Origin of the sequence: Bacillus sp. FSL K6-1012 (assembly GCF_037964915.1) — a bacterium.
Lineage (GTDB): Bacteria > Bacillota > Bacilli > Bacillales > Bacillaceae > Bacillus > Bacillus halotolerans.
Window position 1 is genome coordinate 3,754,184 of sequence record NZ_CP150175.1, and the last position, 16,928, is coordinate 3,771,111.

At 41.4% G+C, this 16,928-nt stretch carries 20 protein-coding genes and 4 pseudogenes; 5 read left to right on the plus strand and 19 right to left on the minus strand.

The features are described from left to right. Positions 1 to 34: 34 nt before the first annotated feature. Positions 35 to 385 carry a DUF4181 domain-containing protein gene (locus tag NSS75_RS19405; protein ID WP_198098095.1) on the plus strand — a complete coding sequence of 117 codons (351 nt, stop codon included), beginning with the start codon at positions 35 to 37 and terminating at the stop codon, positions 383 to 385. Here NSS75_RS19405 and ggt read toward each other — a convergent pair. Then, the gene (gene ggt, locus NSS75_RS19410) at positions 382 to 1,959 is read right to left on the minus strand and encodes a gamma-glutamyltransferase (protein WP_339234542.1); all 1,578 of its coding nucleotides are present in this window, start codon (positions 1,957 to 1,959) and stop codon (positions 382 to 384) included. The genes NSS75_RS19405 and ggt overlap by 4 nt on opposite strands. A gap of 213 nt (positions 1,960 to 2,172) precedes the next feature. Here ggt and chrS point away from each other — a divergent pair, with 213 nt between their 5' ends. The 3 genes from chrS to NSS75_RS19425 are packed head-to-tail and all read left to right on the plus strand — an operon-like array spanning position 2,173 to position 3,789. After that, positions 2,173 to 2,649 (plus strand): chromate efflux transcriptional regulator ChrS, encoded by a 477-nt coding sequence (gene chrS / locus NSS75_RS19415; protein ID WP_024123092.1) that lies wholly within the window; start codon positions 2,173 to 2,175, stop codon positions 2,647 to 2,649. A 13-nt stretch (positions 2,650 to 2,662) separates the two neighbouring features. Continuing rightward, on the plus strand, positions 2,663 to 3,256 hold the full coding sequence (gene chrB, locus NSS75_RS19420) for a chromate efflux transporter subunit ChrB (protein WP_024123093.1): 594 nt from the start codon (positions 2,663 to 2,665) through the stop codon (positions 3,254 to 3,256). Beyond that, complete coding sequence (locus NSS75_RS19425; RefSeq protein ID WP_069486818.1) at positions 3,253 to 3,789, plus strand: chromate transporter; 537 nt, start codon at positions 3,253 to 3,255, stop codon at positions 3,787 to 3,789. The genes chrB and NSS75_RS19425 overlap by 4 nt, the downstream gene beginning before the upstream one ends. A 25-nt stretch (positions 3,790 to 3,814) precedes the next feature. Here NSS75_RS19425 and NSS75_RS19430 read toward each other — a convergent pair whose 3' ends face one another. The 12 genes and pseudogenes from NSS75_RS19430 to NSS75_RS19485 all read right to left on the minus strand — a co-directional run bounded on the left by NSS75_RS19430 (position 3,815) and on the right by NSS75_RS19485 (position 11,722). Further along, positions 3,815 to 4,021, minus strand: coding sequence for a hypothetical protein (locus NSS75_RS19430; RefSeq protein WP_339237700.1), 207 nt, complete (start codon positions 4,019 to 4,021; stop codon positions 3,815 to 3,817). Between the two features lie 33 nt (positions 4,022 to 4,054). Beyond that, positions 4,055 to 4,201: pseudogene (locus NSS75_RS19435) on the minus strand (DUF6805 domain-containing protein); the annotation flags it as partial. A 182-nt stretch (positions 4,202 to 4,383) separates the two neighbouring features. Then, on the minus strand, positions 4,384 to 4,935 hold the full coding sequence (locus NSS75_RS19440) for an SUKH-4 family immunity protein (RefSeq protein ID WP_339234546.1): 552 nt from the start codon (positions 4,933 to 4,935) through the stop codon (positions 4,384 to 4,386). 293 nt (positions 4,936 to 5,228) lie between these two features. Continuing rightward, a complete protein-coding gene (locus NSS75_RS19445; protein ID WP_339234549.1) occupies positions 5,229 to 5,708 on the minus strand; it encodes a hypothetical protein in 480 nt (159 codons plus the stop codon). A gap of 12 nt (positions 5,709 to 5,720) precedes the next feature. Beyond that, a complete protein-coding gene (locus NSS75_RS19450) occupies positions 5,721 to 6,215 on the minus strand; it encodes an HNH endonuclease (protein WP_326231331.1) in 495 nt (164 codons plus the stop codon). 228 nt (positions 6,216 to 6,443) lie between these two features. Beyond that, positions 6,444 to 6,755: pseudogene (locus NSS75_RS19455) on the minus strand (transposase); the annotation flags it as partial. A 131-nt stretch (positions 6,756 to 6,886) separates the two neighbouring features. Continuing rightward, complete coding sequence (locus NSS75_RS19460; RefSeq protein WP_326231318.1) at positions 6,887 to 7,615, minus strand: hypothetical protein; 729 nt, start codon at positions 7,613 to 7,615, stop codon at positions 6,887 to 6,889. Between the two features lie 639 nt (positions 7,616 to 8,254). Beyond that, a pseudogene (locus tag NSS75_RS19465) lies at positions 8,255 to 8,560 on the minus strand (pre-toxin TG domain-containing protein); the annotation flags it as partial. 127 nt (positions 8,561 to 8,687) lie between these two features. Continuing rightward, entirely contained in the window at positions 8,688 to 9,128 is a 441-nt protein-coding gene (locus tag NSS75_RS19470; RefSeq protein WP_101859839.1) for an SMI1/KNR4 family protein, read from the minus strand. Positions 9,129 to 9,130: 2 nt separating this feature from the next. Beyond that, positions 9,131 to 11,011 carry a T7SS effector LXG polymorphic toxin gene (locus NSS75_RS19475; RefSeq protein ID WP_103671899.1) on the minus strand — a complete coding sequence of 627 codons (1,881 nt, stop codon included), beginning with the start codon at positions 11,009 to 11,011 and terminating at the stop codon, positions 9,131 to 9,133. An 18-nt stretch (positions 11,012 to 11,029) separates the two neighbouring features. Then, entirely contained in the window at positions 11,030 to 11,290 is a 261-nt protein-coding gene (locus NSS75_RS19480; protein WP_044159631.1) for a YwqI/YxiC family protein, read from the minus strand. 9 nt (positions 11,291 to 11,299) lie between these two features. Next, on the minus strand, positions 11,300 to 11,722 hold the full coding sequence (locus tag NSS75_RS19485) for a DUF5082 family protein (RefSeq protein ID WP_339234555.1): 423 nt from the start codon (positions 11,720 to 11,722) through the stop codon (positions 11,300 to 11,302). Between the two features lie 329 nt (positions 11,723 to 12,051). On the opposite strand from NSS75_RS19485, the gene NSS75_RS19490 reads away from it, so the two are divergent. Next, complete coding sequence (locus NSS75_RS19490; RefSeq protein WP_339234557.1) at positions 12,052 to 12,309, plus strand: hypothetical protein; 258 nt, start codon at positions 12,052 to 12,054, stop codon at positions 12,307 to 12,309. Here the strand turns inward: NSS75_RS19490 and NSS75_RS19495 are convergent. The 6 genes and pseudogenes from NSS75_RS19495 to NSS75_RS19520 all read right to left on the minus strand — a co-directional run. Next, positions 12,306 to 12,538: pseudogene (locus NSS75_RS19495) on the minus strand (DUF1963 domain-containing protein); the annotation flags it as partial. The gene NSS75_RS19490 and the pseudogene NSS75_RS19495 sit on opposite strands and share 4 nt — an antisense overlap. A gap of 96 nt (positions 12,539 to 12,634) precedes the next feature. Next, positions 12,635 to 13,957 (minus strand): UDP-glucose/GDP-mannose dehydrogenase family protein, encoded by a 1,323-nt coding sequence (locus NSS75_RS19500; protein ID WP_106019688.1) that lies wholly within the window; start codon positions 13,955 to 13,957, stop codon positions 12,635 to 12,637. A 182-nt stretch (positions 13,958 to 14,139) separates the two neighbouring features. Further along, complete coding sequence (locus NSS75_RS19505; RefSeq protein WP_326323715.1) at positions 14,140 to 14,904, minus strand: tyrosine-protein phosphatase; 765 nt, start codon at positions 14,902 to 14,904, stop codon at positions 14,140 to 14,142. A gap of 52 nt (positions 14,905 to 14,956) precedes the next feature. After that, on the minus strand, positions 14,957 to 15,670 hold the full coding sequence (locus tag NSS75_RS19510) for a CpsD/CapB family tyrosine-protein kinase (RefSeq protein ID WP_044159636.1): 714 nt from the start codon (positions 15,668 to 15,670) through the stop codon (positions 14,957 to 14,959). After that, the gene (locus NSS75_RS19515) at positions 15,660 to 16,406 is read right to left on the minus strand and encodes a YveK family protein (RefSeq protein ID WP_101859831.1); all 747 of its coding nucleotides are present in this window, start codon (positions 16,404 to 16,406) and stop codon (positions 15,660 to 15,662) included. The genes NSS75_RS19510 and NSS75_RS19515 overlap by 11 nt, the downstream gene beginning before the upstream one ends. Before the next feature lie 223 nt (positions 16,407 to 16,629). Then, positions 16,630 to 16,773 carry a hypothetical protein gene (locus NSS75_RS19520; protein WP_010332161.1) on the minus strand — a complete coding sequence of 48 codons (144 nt, stop codon included), beginning with the start codon at positions 16,771 to 16,773 and terminating at the stop codon, positions 16,630 to 16,632. Positions 16,774 to 16,928 lie beyond the last annotated feature (155 nt).

A 16,928-nucleotide genomic window follows, 5' to 3' on the forward strand; every position in this document is an offset into this window, starting at 1 on the left:
AACGTATAAAGAGATGAGTTTAGGAGGGATTGGTATGACAGGCACTCATTTCTTAATTTTAATACTGATCGCAGCTGCTTTCAGTACATCTTTTTATATTTTCGCCAGTAAACGCGGCATTCCCAAACCCCGTTGGTGGTATAAACCGGTGAACAGTATACAAGGGGTGCTGGAAATCGTTCTGCTCATTTTACTGGGATTTTCTCTTTTGCGTTTTCCGCCAGAGTATATGCTCATTTTATATCTTTTCGTCATTAATTGTTTACGTGCTCTTATGGAATGGAAATATGAGCGTGAAGAAAAACAATATGTACACTCATTATTTGGTGCGGCACTGTTTCTGGTCATTTTTATTTATATGAGTATGTTCTTCTTCGTATCTTAAATCCCAACAGCCGCCCCATCCCCCCTTGGGTCGGCTCCTCCTTGGAGAAAGCCCTCCTCATCCACTGCGATTGCTGCGGCATGGCCCATCAGCGGGTCATAATCACTGACTGTCTCCACGAGATGGCCGCTTTCTTTTAGCATGTCGACCGTCTCCTCTGCAATTCTGTTCTCAACTCTGAGACCTTCATAATCCTCGCCCCACGTTCTGCCCCATACCCAGCGCGGTTCGCTAATTGCCTGCTGAGGATGCATTCCATAGTCCAGCATTCGGGTGATAATCGCGGTCTGAGTCTGCGGCTGGCCTTCGCCCCCTTGCGTACCGTACAGAATCTTCGGTTTCCCGTTCTTACAGACCATAGCCGGCATCAGCGTATGGAAACTGCGCTTTCTCGGCTCAAGTGTGTTGACATGATTTTCATCCAATGAGAAAAATGATCCGCGATTCTGTATGAGAATGCCTGTATCCCCAGCAGTAACAGCCGAGCCAAATTCAAAGTAAAGGCTTTGAATGAATGACACCGCGTTGCCATCCGAATCCATCACCGCGGCATAGGCGGTATCACTGCCAATCGGTCTGCTTTCCGCCGGTTCAGCTATATAACCGATTTCTTCCGCCAGCTGCTTGGCATAGCTTTTGTCCAAGAGGCTTTCCAGCGGAATATCAGCAAACGCCGGATCAGTCAGAACGGCATTCCGATCCAGAAAACTCTTTTTCAGTGCCTCCACGAGCACATGATAATAGGTAAATGAACCATGTTCAATTTGGCTGAAATCATAGTTTTCCAGAATATTCAGCGTCAGTAAACCCGTAAAACCTTGAGAATTTGGGGGCGCCTGATAGACGGTGCACCCCCGGTAATCACAGGATATAGGCTCCATCCACTCACCCCTGTGTGCTGTAAAGTCATCAAGCGTCATATAGCTGCCATTATGCTGTAAATACGAGACAATCCGCTGAGCGATATCCCCTTCATAAAATGCGCTTCTTCCTCTTTCAGCAATCATGTTCAGACTGTTCCCAAGCTCTTTTTGCACAAACCGTTCACCGGGGACCGGTGCTTTGCCGTTTTTCGTGAAGATATCAGCGGTGTAAGGTGTTGACGCCAGCAATTCAAGATTCGCCGCTGTATGCCGGCACTGATCTGCAGATACAGGAAAACCATTTTCAGCATAATGGAGTGCAGGCTCCAATACATCAGAAAGCGACATCCGTCCGTATGTCTTCAGCACGGCCTCCCAGCTATCGACCATTCCCGGTACGGTAATTGCGCTGTCGATCCCCCGCAGCGGGATCTCATTTTTCCCCTTATACACGTCTCTCGTCACATTTTTTCCTGAACGGCCGCTGCCATTGTACACTCTTACCGCCTTTGTTTTTTGATGAAAGGTCAGCCAAAAGGAATCTCCTCCAAGCCCCGTCATATGCGGATAGACAACCGCCAGACAAGCGCTCACGGCGACAGCGGCGTCAAATGCGTTTCCTCCCTTCTCCAGAATGCGGTTTCCCGCTTGTGATGCGAGGTAATGCGGACTGACGACCATTTGCTTAGTGCCGATAATAGATCTGTTCATCACAAGTCTCCTTTGCAAGGGATTTTCTTCAGTATAGAGAGCCTGAGTTTTCGCATCTACTGCCCCGGAAGAAAAGCTGACGAACTTCCTCCTTTTCGTAAACATAAAAATATTTTATTGTTCATTATGAAAATAAATTTAAATTATCTCTTACGAAATGAAACTTATATGATAAAATATTGACTAAAAGTCAAACGAAAGCAGGTGGAACAAATGGGCAATGAATATCAAATCCCCAACCTTGTTCTTGATGAGATAGACAAACAGATCCTTACCATTTTGCATGAGGAAGGAAGGATTTCTTATACGGATCTTGGCAAAAGAGTCGATTTATCACGTGTTGCAGTTCAATCACGTATTAATCAGCTGATTGAAGCAGGCGTTATTGAAAAATTCACAGCGGTGATCAATCCAGCTAAAATCGGCATTCATGTATCCGTGTTTTTTAATGTCGAGGTAGAGCCGCAATTCCTGGAAGAAGTCGCTCTAAAGCTTGAAGAAGAACCCGCAGTCACCAGCCTTTATCACATGACTGGCCCGAGCAAGCTTCACATGCACGGAATTTTCGCGAATGATCAGGAAATGGAAGAGTTTTTAACAAAACGGCTGTATCCGCTTCAGGGTGTCGTCAGCGTTGATTGCCAAATGCTGATCAAACGGTACAAAAGCCGTATGGGAATGAAGCTGTAAAGGAGAGAAACTAATGAAAAACCACCCTTATCGGGATATGACGGCCGCAATGGTGCGCACCGGAATCTTAGGCTTCGGGGGCGGGCCATCGGTGATTCCGCTGATCCGCCATGAAGCGGTGAATAAGTATAAATGGATAGATGATGATGAATTTGGAGAAATATTAGCCATCGCCAATGCACTCCCCGGACCGATCGCCACCAAGATGGCGGCATATCTGGGATTCAAACTAAAAGGCACGCTAGGCGCAATTGTCGCTACTCTTGCCCACATTTTGCCTACATGCCTTGCGATGGTTGCCTTATTTGCGGCTGTAAACGTCTTAAGCCACTCGGCAGTTGTTGCCGGCATGATTGGCGCAGTAACGCCGGTTATCGCCGTAATGCTCGGTATCATGGCATACGAGTTTGGGCAAAAAGCGCTCAAAGGATTTGGCTGGGTCACCGGAATCCTGTTTTTTATCATCGCTTTTATCGGACTGCAATTGTTACAGATCAACCCCGGCATTGTCATTATCATATTCTTAGCATACGGGGCATTTCATTTTAAACTGAAAGACAAAATCACAAATAAACATTCAAAAGATAAAGGAATGTCCGCCTCATGATCATTATGTTTTTATTCACAGCATTTTTTATCGCAAACGTTCTGGGATATGGCGGCGGCCCAGCCTCTATCCCGCTGATGTTTGAAGAAGTCGTAAACAGATACGGCTGGCTGTCAAACGACCAATTCTCTAACATGCTCGCACTTGCGAATGCATTGCCGGGCCCGATCGCAACCAAAATCGCCGCTTATGTCGGCTACAGTGCAGGCGGCTGGCCCGGCTTTCTGATTGCGCTGATTGCAACTGTTGTGCCGTCCGCGTTCGCGCTGATCGTCCTGCTGCGCATCATTCAGCGCTTTCGCCAATCACCCGTGATCAAAGGCATGACGCTGTCTGTTCAGCCTGTTATCGCTGTCATGATGCTTATTCTCACTTGGCAAATCGGCGCAGACGGCATCAAAGCCATCGGCTGGATTCAATCCTTAGTGATTGCGGGCATTTCCCTCCTTTGCATGACAAAATTCAAACTGCATCCGGCTTTCCTGATTATCGCGGCATTTTTATATGGAGGGCTTGTAGTTCCTCATTTATAGAAAAAGCACCCTCAAAGGGTGCTTTTTATTTTGGGCCAGAAAAGCAATTTGTCATATAAATTGTTTCTTTGCCTGCATCATTTTTGATCACGTTTTTGATTTGCAGCGTGTTTCCTGACATTCTGGCAAATTGCTTATCTTGAGGCGAGTTTGTTTTGACGTGTATCCATTCCTCAGATCGCGGCATTTTCCAAGATAAAAAGAATCCTAAATAAGTGACAAGCAAATACATCGTTTGGTTCGGGTCTGTCTTCATATCGCAGCTGAAAAAACCATCCCCTCTGCTGTCCCGCCAGCCTCTGTGAACGAAATTCAAGTAACCGGATTGAGAGTTTTCTTTCTGCAAATGATGGTCGATCTCCGGCTGCTGTTCATTTGGCTTAACAGCGTCGACCGTTATGCGCCTCATCATCTCCTGTTTTTTTCTTCATCCCTAAAATGAAGCCATCACAGAATTTTAAGGGCTGCAATTGAAAAATTTGATCTCTGCCCATCCTGCTTCTCCTTGTACTCCACATTGTTAATCTATCTGTAAGATCATTATTCTAAAAAAACTTGCCGACATACGGCAAGTTCAGGCTGTTAATATCTCCCTTATTCATATAAATTTTCTATTTCAATATCCCAAAAGCTTCCTTCTTTTATACAATTAGAGTCTACTCTTTTGAGTTCTTCTTTCAACCACTCTACTACATATTCTGGAATATCATTATCAATAAAGGCATCCTCACCATTTATTTGTATAGCGTTGTCAATCATTTCTGAGAAAAGTAATATACATTCTGCAAATTGATTTATTGAAGAGTTAATAAATACTTCTTTATATTCATCACCATTATTTAGATAAACGATTCTCTCGTTATTTTCAATAATACATATTGGATCTCCAGAACCAGTGGATCCTAACAACCAATATTTTCGAAATGCTTTAGACATATCAAAGATACTTGTAATTGGTTTAAATGATGATTGAGAGGAAGTAAAATCTAAATAAGGTGGAGGTGTTTCAGGTAAGCCACCTAAAGATAAAAATCGTTTAAATTCCTCCGAAAAAGGAGTCTCTATTAGATCATCATATGAAAACTTTAATAATGGACCATTTTTATTAGCATCCCAGTTTCTATTAAATTCTTCTGGTAATAACATCTTGTCACCTTCAAGATTCATTTCTGAATGTTTCTAGCCTATTCGCAATTTGATTACCTAATCCGGTAATTTCTTATTCCTTTCCAACATTATGATTACCACATATCCTGAAAGTTTAATATGATGAATGTCTCAAGTAATAAATCAAAAAGAACAGGTCAATGATAATGGCTATCTAACCATAATAGACCTGTCACAATTATTGCTTTTTTATTTAATTAGGTTACTATATTAAAATTTTGTATTTCTCTATTCTTGTTTAAAACATTGTTTAATCTTCTTTACAAGTAATTTTATAAAACTATATCTTGGAATCCTACTTCAACTACCTCTTCATTCTCAAATTTCACAGCAAGACCGTGCTCGGGTTCCCAAGAACAGTCAAGTAACAATCCAACTTGTCTTACATCCTCATCAAACACCATAGGGAATATTAATTGTGTTGGAATAATCAAATTAACTAATTCTTCTTTCGTAGTCAAAATAGGTGCTTTTTCATCTGCAAATTCAACACCTAGTCTTTGTCTATAATCATCATTTACATCTAGATAATACTTTAGAATAGCATCCTCTGCGCTTTTTAAAAGAATATCTTTATTTTTGAAAAATTGTTGATAAGCATTTACTTGAGCATCTTCAAATTCTGCGTCCTCATCACTGTCAATATCCAGTATTAGCAACCATTCATGTCCAAACAAATTAACTTTTAACTCACGTTTCCAACCATAGTCATAACTTAATTCACCAAAAACTTCATGATTAATTTTATCCATCAATTTCACCCTCTAATAATTTTTTTCAGCTTTACCAACTTCAGAAACTCCACCTAAGTGGCCGAACTTACTATTAATAATAGAAGGCACAAGTTCCATCGATCTCATATCATTAAGTTCATGCCATGTGAGTTTATTCTGTTTCCGAAACTTTTTCACTTCTTTAGTAGTTACCCCCCACTCTTCAGCAAGCAATTCATCCGCCTTTTTAAAATTCCTATTTCTATCTGTTGACATACCTTCAATTTCTACTTTTCCTTTACTTACAGGTGAGAAATCAGGGATGGCATTCGAATAATCAATACCATCTTTTTTAACTTCAATAAGAATTTCATTTACTTTGTCATTTTCATGTATAAATGTTGATTCACCACGTTCTCCTGTCCATTTTCCATTATTAACTGGTGTTTGTGCAAGTCTTTCTTCATAAGTACTATGTAGCTTTGATCGATCTATTCTTGAGTTATCGACTGAACCTGAACCCCTATTTTTCGTACTAGTCGCCATTTTAACAATCCCAAGATCTTTCACAGCTTTCGTTTTCACATCAGCATGAACAATCGGGAAAGTCGTCCCATCCGGTGTGACTGTCTTATGAACGTGAATTTTTACATTCGTTGGCACTTTGAATTCTTTTACTTGATCAAGAATCTTATTCCCTTTTTCAGCTTTTATCACTTGTGGTGATTTTGCAAGCGGGATGCCTTTATTAATGTGTTTCGCCAATGCACCTGCGCCAACCAAGCTCAACGCCGCCTCCAGCGCACCCGTCTTCCGCTTCTCTTCAGACACTTTGTTTCCAAACATATCTCTTCCTGTGACAGCTTCAGAGAATCCGTTTGAAGCAACGAGGCCGTATGCGCCCATTTCTGACATTTTGAGAATGTCTAGGGATTTGCCTGTTTTGTAGGCATCCAATGCATGCTCTGCCGCGATCGCAGCTTTTCCGGTTTCGTAGATGGCTTTTCCGCCTTTGAAGGCGCGGCCTGCCCAGCCGACGACCGGTATGAATCCGGCTGCGGCCATGGTGCCGACTGTGACGCGTTCAAAGCCTATACTTATTTACGCTATATAAAACAGAAAACAACAATCTAATAAAAAAACCTTGAAAGGCTTCAGTGCCAATCAAGGTAGAAAATCAAACCAACTCGAAGCGTTTATTTGTTTTTAATAATGCCTTAAGATTTTTTAACTATACTATTAATTCCTTCAAATATAATATCTCTCATTACTTCATTATTACTGTTATAATTTCTTTCATTTCTAATTTTATTAAAAACCTGCTTTATAACCCCATCAATCATTATTGTTAATCCTTCTATATCTTCTTCACTACCCTCCTTTTTAAAGTTTTCATTTATTATTACCAAGCTATCATCTTTTGACATTTTATTTTCTCCTTTACTCTCTTTCTCATTAAAAACTTTGTCTATATAATTTACATCATCAAAAATCCAGTATCTATCCTCTTCAGGAATATAACTAGTAAAGTCTTCCCGAACCCCTGTCCAATTATTAGGAACATAATTCTCAAAAGGTAATAACTCAGGATACAGCGAAAGAAGCATTTTTTGATTAAAGTCTATATATAATGATGGCCTTAATTCTAGAATAGTACTTTCATAATCCTGATGTTCAACTAACTTCTTTAATTCTGAAGACGGGATAATATAGTCAGTATATTCTTTTAAATAAAGACGATAATTATCTTCATTTACAACTGAAATGTTATTTCTTAGAGAAAGAGCAAAGTCCATATCAAAACTAAACCCGTTTTTTTCATAGGCTTCTTTATATTTCATGATATCTAGTATCCAAACATCTCTTTCTGTTAGATACCATGAGAATTGAGAAGAAGTCTTTACCCCGACTATTATATTTTGGGCATACTCCGGTTTTAATAACAACGAAAACACCACTTTCTCATTCTATTTTTTTGGCTGAATGCCCATATTCCTCTAACCACTCTATCCATGGTTCCGCCGGAAGTTCATAACTAACTCCTGGTGTCGTAGGATCAACAAGCTTTGGAGCAGTCCTCCCCTGGTTACGAGGGTTTTTAGTATATCCATACTGATCAATGACTGTCTCCTTGATTAAATCATCAACCTCTTTAGGTACCTTAAATTCTACAATTTCTCCGCCTGGTCTTGCTACATCTCGATAATATTTAGCGTGTTCTAAATTGTAAGCACTTATGTTTAAATCAGCATTTTTAATAGGAATAGTAATGCTTCCGTCACTATTTACTTTTTATTTCCTGCTCCTCCTCCTTGAACTCTGTAATAACTTACTGAGTGTTCAACAGGATCGACAGCTTTTTTACTTGATTGTACCTTATCATTATTCACTTTTTTCGTATATAATTGTTTCTTCTCTGGCTTTAAGTCAAATTTATGGCCAGTCGAAGTAACAATCTGTTCTTTATTTATATGACCACTTTGCTTAATTTTAGAAAAAGAATAACTCTTGTCAAGATTTCTTCCCATCGATAACGTATTGTCAACCGACTTCGCCAGCGCCCCGGCACCAACCAAACTCAGCGCAGCTTCCAGCGCCCCATGCTTCCGCTTCTCCTCAGACACTTTGTTTCCAAACATATCTCTTCCTGTGACAGCTTCAGAGAATCCGTTTGAAGCAACGAGGCCGTATGCGCCCATTTCTGACATTTTGAGAATGTTTAAGGATTTGCCTGTTTTGTAGGCGTCTAAAGCGTGTGCGGCCGCGATAGCTGCTTTTCCGCCTTTGAAGGCCCGGCCTGCCCAGCCGACGACTGGGATGTACCCCGCGGCTGCCATGGCCCCGGCTGTGACGCGTTCGGCTTTGGAGAGTTTTTCTCGTGTAACAGTGTCGTAGTAAAGTCAAACAAGTTATTAGAAATAATAAAACAGAAAAAACAATTCATTTATAAAAAAACCTTGAAAGGCTTCAGTAGCCAATCAAGGTTTTTTATTCTTCTAACCATTTTCTCTTATAAGTCTAATCCTCTATTAAATCCATATAATACTTATCATTTTTCATAAGCTCTTTTAAAAACTCTTCTAATGAATCTGCAACTTTTATATCATCATAATATATTGAATTGTTTTGTTCATTGCCTAATTCAATTAGTAACAAAGCACTTTCATTTGCCTCAAAAAAAATCACTTTATCTTCTTCAAGTTCCTCATAAACTTCAATATCTGGATAAAATTCAAAGTCATTAACTTTTAATCTTGCGTCTCTAATTGAAGCCGGTCCAAGAATGCGATTAATATTATATTCTGATTTTTTCAGAAAGCCGTAGCCAACCTCCAGAAGAAATTGTCTCAAATCATAAGGTAACCTTAAACCTAACTTATTTTCCACTTCTATAATTTCATTCTCGTTTACTGGATAGAATATATTTTCTTTGTAATTTTTAACAAAATCATATTTCACAATTATTTACCTCCTTTGAATAGTTCATTAGCAGGTGAACCCGTTCCATGAATACCAGATTGATGCTCATTAGGAAACTTAGCTGGGTGAATATTCCACCACTCATGTTCTCCCTCAAAACTGTTTTCGATAATATGGTGAGCATCATACTTATCGCCTTTTTTTCTCACCGGTTCGCCAGTCTTTTTAGAAATAACGTCTTCAGAGTAAGTTGGCCATGTTTGACCAGTATTTTTCTCCCACTCTTCAATAAGCTGATCCTTTATTTTATTAAACGCTCTTCTATGTTTTCTTGTCTGTAATGGAGTTAACTTTTTATACTCTTTCTTTCTTAAAGCTTCTTTGAGTTTTTCAACCTGATTTTTTGGTATTTTTCTAGATGTTCTTGCCTCAACATCTTTTACATACCTTTTTATTAAATCATAGTTAATCTTGTCTACAATATTTGTATTTCCACTACTCACCATCTTCACAATCCCAAGATCTTTCACAGCTTTCGTTTTCACATCAGCATGAACAATCGGGAAAGTCGTCCCATCCGGTGTGACTGTCTTATGAACGCGAATTTTTACATTCGTCGGTACTTTGAATTCTTTTACTTGATCTAGAATCTTTTTCCCTTTTTCAACTTTTGCTACTTGTGGCGATTTTGCAAGCGGGATGCCTTTATCAATATGTTTCGCCAATGCGCCTGCTCCAACTAAGCTTAGTGCAGCTTCCAGCGCCCCTTGCTTCCGCTTCTCCTCAGACACTTTGTTACCAAACATATCTCTTCCTGTGACAGCTTCAGAGAATCCGTTTGACGCAACAAGGCCGTATGCGCCCATTTCTGACATTTTTAGAATGTCTAAAGACTTGCCTGTTTTGTAGGCATCTAAAGCGTGTTCCGCCGCGATAGCTGCTTTTCCGGTTTTGTAGATGGCTTTTCCGCCTTTGAAGGCGCGGCCAGCCCAGCCGACGACTGGTATGAATCCGGCAGCGGCCATCGCTCCTGCTGTCACACGCTCTGCGGCGGAGAGTTTTTCTCCGGTAACCGGGTCAACGCCTTCAGTTGCTCTTTTATAATCATAATAGCCAGTGACTTCTCCAGTAAAGGTGCAAACTCCATCCCATGTTTTTTCGTACCATGGTTTGTTTGCTTCTTCCTCGGCTTTTTCCTGGAGACGCCTTGCTTCTGCTTGTTCGGTTTTTGCATCGATATATGTTGTTCCCTGTTTTTCCACTTCAATGGCGCTTTTGTAGACTTCATTGCTGTGGAAGGCTTTTTTGTCATAGTACATAGGGGATGCGCTTTTCCCGTTGCTGGTGGCCTGCATGAGAACAGAATATTTGCTGAGCACTGCGTTGTCCAGAGACTCCAAATTTTGATATTCAGTGGTCAGGGATTCATCAAGCTTATCGACTGCCGTAATCGTGTCACGCCTGATTTTTTGGGCATCTCCCATCTTATCTGCATAGTTGTCAAGCGTGTACATGTCGAGATCAATAATATCGCTGATGCCTGACAAAATAGAATCGATTTCTGCTTTATGAGCGGAGACAATTTCTGAGGCTTTTAAGTCTCCATTGGGGAGCTCATGATCCAAAAATGACGTCTCCACATATGAATCACTGAGTTCTTGATCTTTAATATCACCGGAAATGCCGTTTAAAAACGCAATTTGAGCAGAAACAAGCGTCAGCCAGCTGTCGGCGATTTCCGCCTGTCCCTGAAAGAAGTCCTTAATATTGTCCGCGCCTTTTCCTTTAAAATCGTCACCTAAATCAGCAACTTCCTGAAACGCCTTTTTTAGCGTGTTCAGCTGCTCTTCCAGCGTCTCATATTGCTTTTTTCTATTTTTCGCTTCATCGATTAAAGATTGTGATTCAAATACTTTACTCATCGCACTGCCCTTTCTCTTCTATTTTACTGCGATCGCCTCATCCTGCTCTTTCAGTGAATCTACGTTATCCTTTGTATCCTCGATATTTTTCTGTACCGCTTTTTTGTAATCTCCGAGCATGGTTTTGATGTTCTCCTCACGCTCATGATATTTTTTCGTATAATCGAGTTTGTTTTTTCCATTGGACCCCGCGGCGCCGATTGATACGTCAGCCAGCGCATCTTTGACAGACTCTAATGTTTTGATGACTGTGTCGTACTTCAGCTTAATTTCTGACATAAAAAAAGATCACCACCATTTTAGTTTACTAATTGTATTTCCGACTTCTTCCGCGAACTCTTCTCCCTTTTTAAGAAGATCTGCTGCACCATTTGCTACAAACAATTCCGATGCATATTGAGCTTTATCCCATTCAAGATCAAAAATTTTACCGTTAATCGAAGCCATATACTCGTTATATTTATCATTCACAATCTTAGATGCTTCCGATTTCGCCTCTTCTCTTCCCTTGTCGAAATCATCCGCTTTTGTTCCTGTCCAGTGCTTGCCCAATTCCGGTTTTACGATTTCTTTGATTTCAGTAATTGCCTCTTCTTGCAGTGTGTCTATGTCCTTTTTTGCTTTTTTCAGCTTTTCGATCTTGTCTTCCACGCCGGAAATTTTTCCGTTGAGCGAACTTTTGATATCCGCTAGCATACTTTCATAACCCATCTGAATCACCTCTTAATACTCAAAAAGTCGTATGGAGGGGCTGATGAAGAGAGACTTTTCCATACTTTATTTCCATATATTATATTTTAAAATAGCCGGTAGGCGGCTTAAATAGGGTAAACGGCTTAATTTAAGCTTATAACGCTCTGAATACGGAGGTCTAAAGTCTCTTTTTTGTTCGTTATAAGGTCAATGCGAGCGTTTTATATGGTTAGAAATTCTAAAGTCTTAGTCAAAAAGACACTTGAAAGAGGCAGATTTGATGATCTGCTCATTTTCTTATGTGGTAAAATCTTGTAAAGTTTAAGAGGTGAAACGGAGGGATGACAATGAGTTTTTTCAGTCCGATGATGTTATTTTTCGTGGTTTTTCCTTTTCTGTCCTTCTTTTTATTTGGAATGGCAGGCACTTTATTGTTTAGAAAACACGGCCTTTGGTCAATGCCTCTTACAGTGCTCTGCTTATTGGTCATATTTATGTTCTGTATTGACTCAGCCGCGCCTGATTTTATTGTTTGGCTTATTTCATTTCCGCTTCTGACCCTATTGGCGGCAGGGGTGACCCTTTGGATCAAAAGCTTGTATTAGCTGCAGTCCCCATTGTACAGAACGTTTGAAAAGTCTTTTCCCCTTAAATCATCAGGTGTGATGAAAAAATTTGCGATGCCGACGTCTCCCTACAACAAATCAATATCATCGTCTGAATCAATTTGTAAAAGCATGATGGGATGTTCTTTATACGCGTATTCCAACCGAATGAATCAAAGAATTCATCTGTCCCTATGCCCGCGTATTGCTCAAACTGAAAATCTGTAGGCGGCACCCTCTAGTTTCACAATAGGTAAACCTTAGCGAATATATCCATCGTATACAAAAAAAAGACCGGCATCCCGCCAGTCCTTCCTTTACGCATCTATGACATTGCACCTGCCGGAACAACTGCTTTCCGGCCTACAGAATAGTATTCCACTCCGGCGGCAGCAGCCTCTTCTAATGAATAGCAATTTCGCCCGTCAAAAATCAGCGGCTGCTCCATCAAATCATGATAATCTGCTAATGAAAATTGTTTAATCTCATCCCAGTCCGTTAAAATCATGACGGCGTCTGCCCCCTTAACGGCTTCCGCAATCGTTTTTTTGTATTCAACAGCCTGCGGCAAAATATGCTTCGCATGGCTGACGGCAATGGGATCGAAGGCTTTGATATGGGCGTCTAGTGCGGCGAGGCGGTTAGCAATGACAATCGACGGCGCGTCTCTCATATCGTCCGTGTTCGGTTTAAATGACAGCCCCAAAAGGGTGATCGTTTTTCCCGTCACTCCGCCAAGCCTGTTCAGCGCTTTATCAACCAGCATCGCCTGCTGATTGTTGTTGACCCTGATGACCGATTTCAGCAGCTCAAAATCATGCTCGACATTGCCCGCAATTTGCACAAGGGCGTTCGTATCCTTCGGGAAACAAGAACCGCCGTAGCCAATGCCCGCTTTTAAAAACTGGCTCCCGATCCGCTTATCCTGTCCCATGCCGTATGCGACAGATTCAATATCAGCGCCGACCTTTTCACATATATTCGAAATCTCATTTATAAAACTGATCTTAGTGGCCAGAAAGGCATTTGAAGCATATTTGATCATCTCGGCGCTTCTGATATCCGTTTGGTAAACCGGGATATCGAGCGGAAGAAAGAGCTCTTCCAGTTTTCTGGCGGTGTCCTGATCGGCTGTTCCGATCACAATCCTGTCTCCATGAAACGTGTCATGGATGGCTGACCCTTCACGTAAAAATTCTGGGTTGGATGCGATCGATATACTGACAGGCTCCGCAAGATGTTTGGTAATCAGCTCGTAAATCCAATCATTTGTTCCAACAGGCACTGTGCTTTTCGTTACGACGATCGCATCTCGCGTCACGTGCCGGGCAATACGCTTGGCCACATCAGTAATATGCTCCAGATTCGCATGTCCGTCGTTTTTTTGCGGTGTGCCGACCGCTATAAAAATAATCTCTGCCTGGTCTAAGCCTTTCTCGTAGCTCGTTTCAAAGCTCAGCCGCCCATCAGCTATATTTTTTCTCATCAGCTCTTCAAGACCCGGTTCAAATATAGGGGAAATCCCTTTTCTCATTTCTTCAATCTTGTGAGCGTTAATATCAATGCAAGTTACATGATGGCCAATCTCAGAAAGAGAAACACCTGTCACAAGACCGACATAGCCTGTTCCGATGACTGTTATATTCATTGTTTCCCTCCAACAGTTAAATTGCTGCTTTACAGCTTCCGTATTATCGTATGAGAATATCCTGACATGAATGCGGATGATCTCCCGGAAACAACCTGTACAGATTTCTGAAATATGATTCAATCATACAATATACTATTATATCGTTCTCACAAAGAAAGTGGGGAAATGAGAATTGCAGATCAAAAGAGCCCGAATCGTTTTCTTCTTTTGACCGGCTTCGGTGCCTGCCTGTAAATCGCATGATTTTGCAGAAGAAGCTCAGCATTTTCCGTCAGCATATAAGAATATTCCGTACCGAATTCTTTCTCAAGAACACGGAGAGCCTCCTGATAGCGAAAGTCTCTTGTTTTCAGATTATGAGCATCTGAGGCTAAGAAGTGTATCAGATTGGCTTCAGCCAGCCGCAGCGAAAATGCTTTCATCTGTTTCCCGAAAACTCCTGCGAGGCTTCCGGTTGTTAACTGAGATGCCGCTCCTTTTTCTATAAGATGATACAGCAAGAACGGATTTTCGCGAATTTCGCTATTGCGTTCGGGATGCGCGACAACCGGAACGTATCCTTTCAGCTGCAAGTCATAAAAAAGCTGCTCGGCATATCGCGGAACATGATCAAACGGAAACTCAATCAGGATATATTTCGTGTCATTCAGTGACAGCAGCCGCCCTTCAGCCAAATCCCGTTTCAAGTCCCCGTAGATTCTGATTTCCTGTCCCGGCAGTACGGTGAGCGGGATTTCCTCTTTCATTAAACGTTTGTTTAACAGGTCTGCCGCTTCTCTGACAGCGATTTGCTCGTTTTCATATGAACCATTCTTATGATGCGGGGTTGCAATGATGGTTCTGATTCCCTCACGAACAGCCGCCCTGGCCATTTCGATGCTGTCGTCCAGGTTACTTGCCCCATCATCCATTGACGGGAGGATGTGGCAGTGAATATCAATCATTTCTAAGCCTCCTTTTTTCGCAAAAATAAATAACGGGCAGTATGCACGTTATTTATTTTTGTATGAAATTGTCTTCATGTCCGTAGTATCCGTAATCAGAGTGCTTCGAGCGTTTCTTGCCGTTCATAATGGCTCCGAGGAGCTTGCTGTTGCACGAATCGAGCGCCTCTTTTGCTTTTGCGGCTTTTTCTTTTTCCGTCTTTCCGCTTGAAATAACCAAAACGGAACCGTCTGCGACGTTCCCTAAAATTTGCGCGTCTGCTACAGGGAGAATAGGCGGCGTATCGAAAATCACCATGTCATAGGCCGCACACGCTTCATCCGCAAGCTCCTCCATCCACTTGGAGGAAAGCAGCTCGGCCGGATTCGGCGGGATCGGGCCGCTCGTCAGCACATCAAGATTTTGTTCCTGAGACGTTTGCACAGCCTGTTTCAGTGAGGATTTTTTCAGTAAAACGGATGTTAAGCCTGTCATATTTTCTAGTTGAAAAGTGGTATGTACTGTAGGTTTTCGCAAATCTGCATCGATGAGCAAAACCTTTTTTCCCTGCTGTGCAAATACGACAGCAAGGTTAGCAGCTGTGGTAGACTTCCCTTCTCCAGGGCACGCAGAAGTGATCATCACAGATTTCATTTGGCGGTCCACTGAAGAAAATTCTATATTTGTTCGAATCGTTCGATATTGTTCTGAATTTAAGGATTTCGGCTCTGTCAGCGCAATGACATTTTTGCGACTCCATGAGCCCTTGCTTTTTCTAAGCGCCAAAATGTCCACTCCCCGCTTTATCAGATTGAATGCCTTTTAAGCTCTTCGCTGTTTTCTGTTCATTCGAAATGGTGGAAACCGTCCCTAATACCGGTATGTCCAGCAGCGTTTCGAGCTGCTCTTCCGATTTGATCGTATTATCCAAATGCTCAAGCAGGAAGGCCAGTCCGATGCTTCCTGCCAATCCTGCCGCAAACGCGATGGCGATGTTCAGCAGCGGTTTTGGCGATACAGGCGACGGATGTCCAGAAACCTCAGCTTTTGACAGAATGCTTACGTTATCAACATTCATAATCGAAGTGATTTTGTCTTTAAAGACAGATGCGACAGTGTTGGCAATGTGAGCCGCTGTTTCCGCGCTCCCGTCTCTGACAGAAATATTGACCACTTGGGAATCCTGCTCGCTGGAAACAGTAATTTTTTCATTCAGCTCTTGGGATGTCATCGACAAGCCCATCTCTTTAATCACTTCGTCTAAGATAGCAGGGCTCTTAATGATGACATTGTACGTATTGATTAATTGAAGATTGGTTTGGACATCGTTAAATTGGACTTCTTTTTGGTCGTTTTTCGATTGATTGACCAAGATCTGAGTTGAATTTTCATAGATGGGTGTAAGTGCGAAGAAACTGATGAATCCGCCGGCAGCAGTCGCAGCTGCGGTTACAATCATAATCAAAAGTATGCGTTTTCTTAACGTTGATAGTATGTCTTTTAAACTAGTAGATTCTCCCATGATACCTCCAAATCAGCTTATAACATCCTTTTCCATACGATTATACAACGTTAAAACAGCATTTCTCCATCTTTTCACATGACAATATTCGACAAAAATTTACAATAACAGTTTTTCACCTTCCATCTTGTAAGCGCTCTATTTATTGTCTTGCCAGAGCTGAATCTTTTTCTCCTTCCGGTCATTATTCAGAAAAAAATCCCGCTAAAAACCTGCGGGATTTTTATGTTGCGTATCCATTTTTAATATGAGAAATCAAATTTTCAAGCATTTCCTTTGTGGTCATCTCAGATGACTGCTCACCAATATCATGTGCATGCATCAAAATTTTCAGAAATTCTTCTTGATTCAATTTCTTTTCACTCATCATTTTATTCCTTTCAGCTTCCATTAAGTTGAAAACACGATTATTATATGATGCCGGCTCTCGTTTTGCAATCTCTAATACATCATTCGACACATCCCATTTTTTATGTCCTATTTTAGGAAAAACTTTTTCATGCCGCTGTGTTGCGATATAAT

What these genes read in the sequence shown, in the direction of transcription:
- NSS75_RS19405 (WP_198098095.1), top strand. Translation starts at nt 35, where the DNA reads ATGACAGGCACTCATTTCTTAATTTTAATACTGATCGCAGCTGCTTTC.
- ggt (WP_339234542.1), bottom strand. Translation starts at nt 1,959, where the DNA reads ATGAACAGATCTATTATCGGCACTAAGCAAATGGTCGTCAGTCCGCAT.
- chrS (WP_024123092.1), top strand. Translation starts at nt 2,173, where the DNA reads ATGGGCAATGAATATCAAATCCCCAACCTTGTTCTTGATGAGATAGAC.
- chrB (WP_024123093.1), top strand. Translation starts at nt 2,663, where the DNA reads ATGAAAAACCACCCTTATCGGGATATGACGGCCGCAATGGTGCGCACC.
- NSS75_RS19425 (WP_069486818.1), top strand. Translation starts at nt 3,253, where the DNA reads ATGATCATTATGTTTTTATTCACAGCATTTTTTATCGCAAACGTTCTG.
- NSS75_RS19430 (WP_339237700.1), bottom strand. Translation starts at nt 4,021, where the DNA reads ATGTATTTGCTTGTCACTTATTTAGGATTCTTTTTATCTTGGAAAATG.
- NSS75_RS19440 (WP_339234546.1), bottom strand. Translation starts at nt 4,935, where the DNA reads ATGTTATTACCAGAAGAATTTAATAGAAACTGGGATGCTAATAAAAAT.
- NSS75_RS19445 (WP_339234549.1), bottom strand. Translation starts at nt 5,708, where the DNA reads ATGGATAAAATTAATCATGAAGTTTTTGGTGAATTAAGTTATGACTAT.
- NSS75_RS19450 (WP_326231331.1), bottom strand. Translation starts at nt 6,215, where the DNA reads ATGGCGACTAGTACGAAAAATAGGGGTTCAGGTTCAGTCGATAACTCA.
- NSS75_RS19475 (WP_103671899.1), bottom strand. Translation starts at nt 11,011, where the DNA reads ATGAGTAAAGTATTTGAATCACAATCTTTAATCGATGAAGCGAAAAAT.
- NSS75_RS19480 (WP_044159631.1), bottom strand. Translation starts at nt 11,290, where the DNA reads ATGTCAGAAATTAAGCTGAAGTACGACACAGTCATCAAAACATTAGAG.
- NSS75_RS19485 (WP_339234555.1), bottom strand. Translation starts at nt 11,722, where the DNA reads ATGGGTTATGAAAGTATGCTAGCGGATATCAAAAGTTCGCTCAACGGA.
- NSS75_RS19490 (WP_339234557.1), top strand. Translation starts at nt 12,052, where the DNA reads ATGAGTTTTTTCAGTCCGATGATGTTATTTTTCGTGGTTTTTCCTTTT.
- NSS75_RS19500 (WP_106019688.1), bottom strand. Translation starts at nt 13,957, where the DNA reads ATGAATATAACAGTCATCGGAACAGGCTATGTCGGTCTTGTGACAGGT.
- NSS75_RS19505 (WP_326323715.1), bottom strand. Translation starts at nt 14,904, where the DNA reads ATGATTGATATTCACTGCCACATCCTCCCGTCAATGGATGATGGGGCA.
- NSS75_RS19515 (WP_101859831.1), bottom strand. Translation starts at nt 16,406, where the DNA reads ATGGGAGAATCTACTAGTTTAAAAGACATACTATCAACGTTAAGAAAA.
- NSS75_RS19520 (WP_010332161.1), bottom strand. Translation starts at nt 16,773, where the DNA reads ATGAGTGAAAAGAAATTGAATCAAGAAGAATTTCTGAAAATTTTGATG.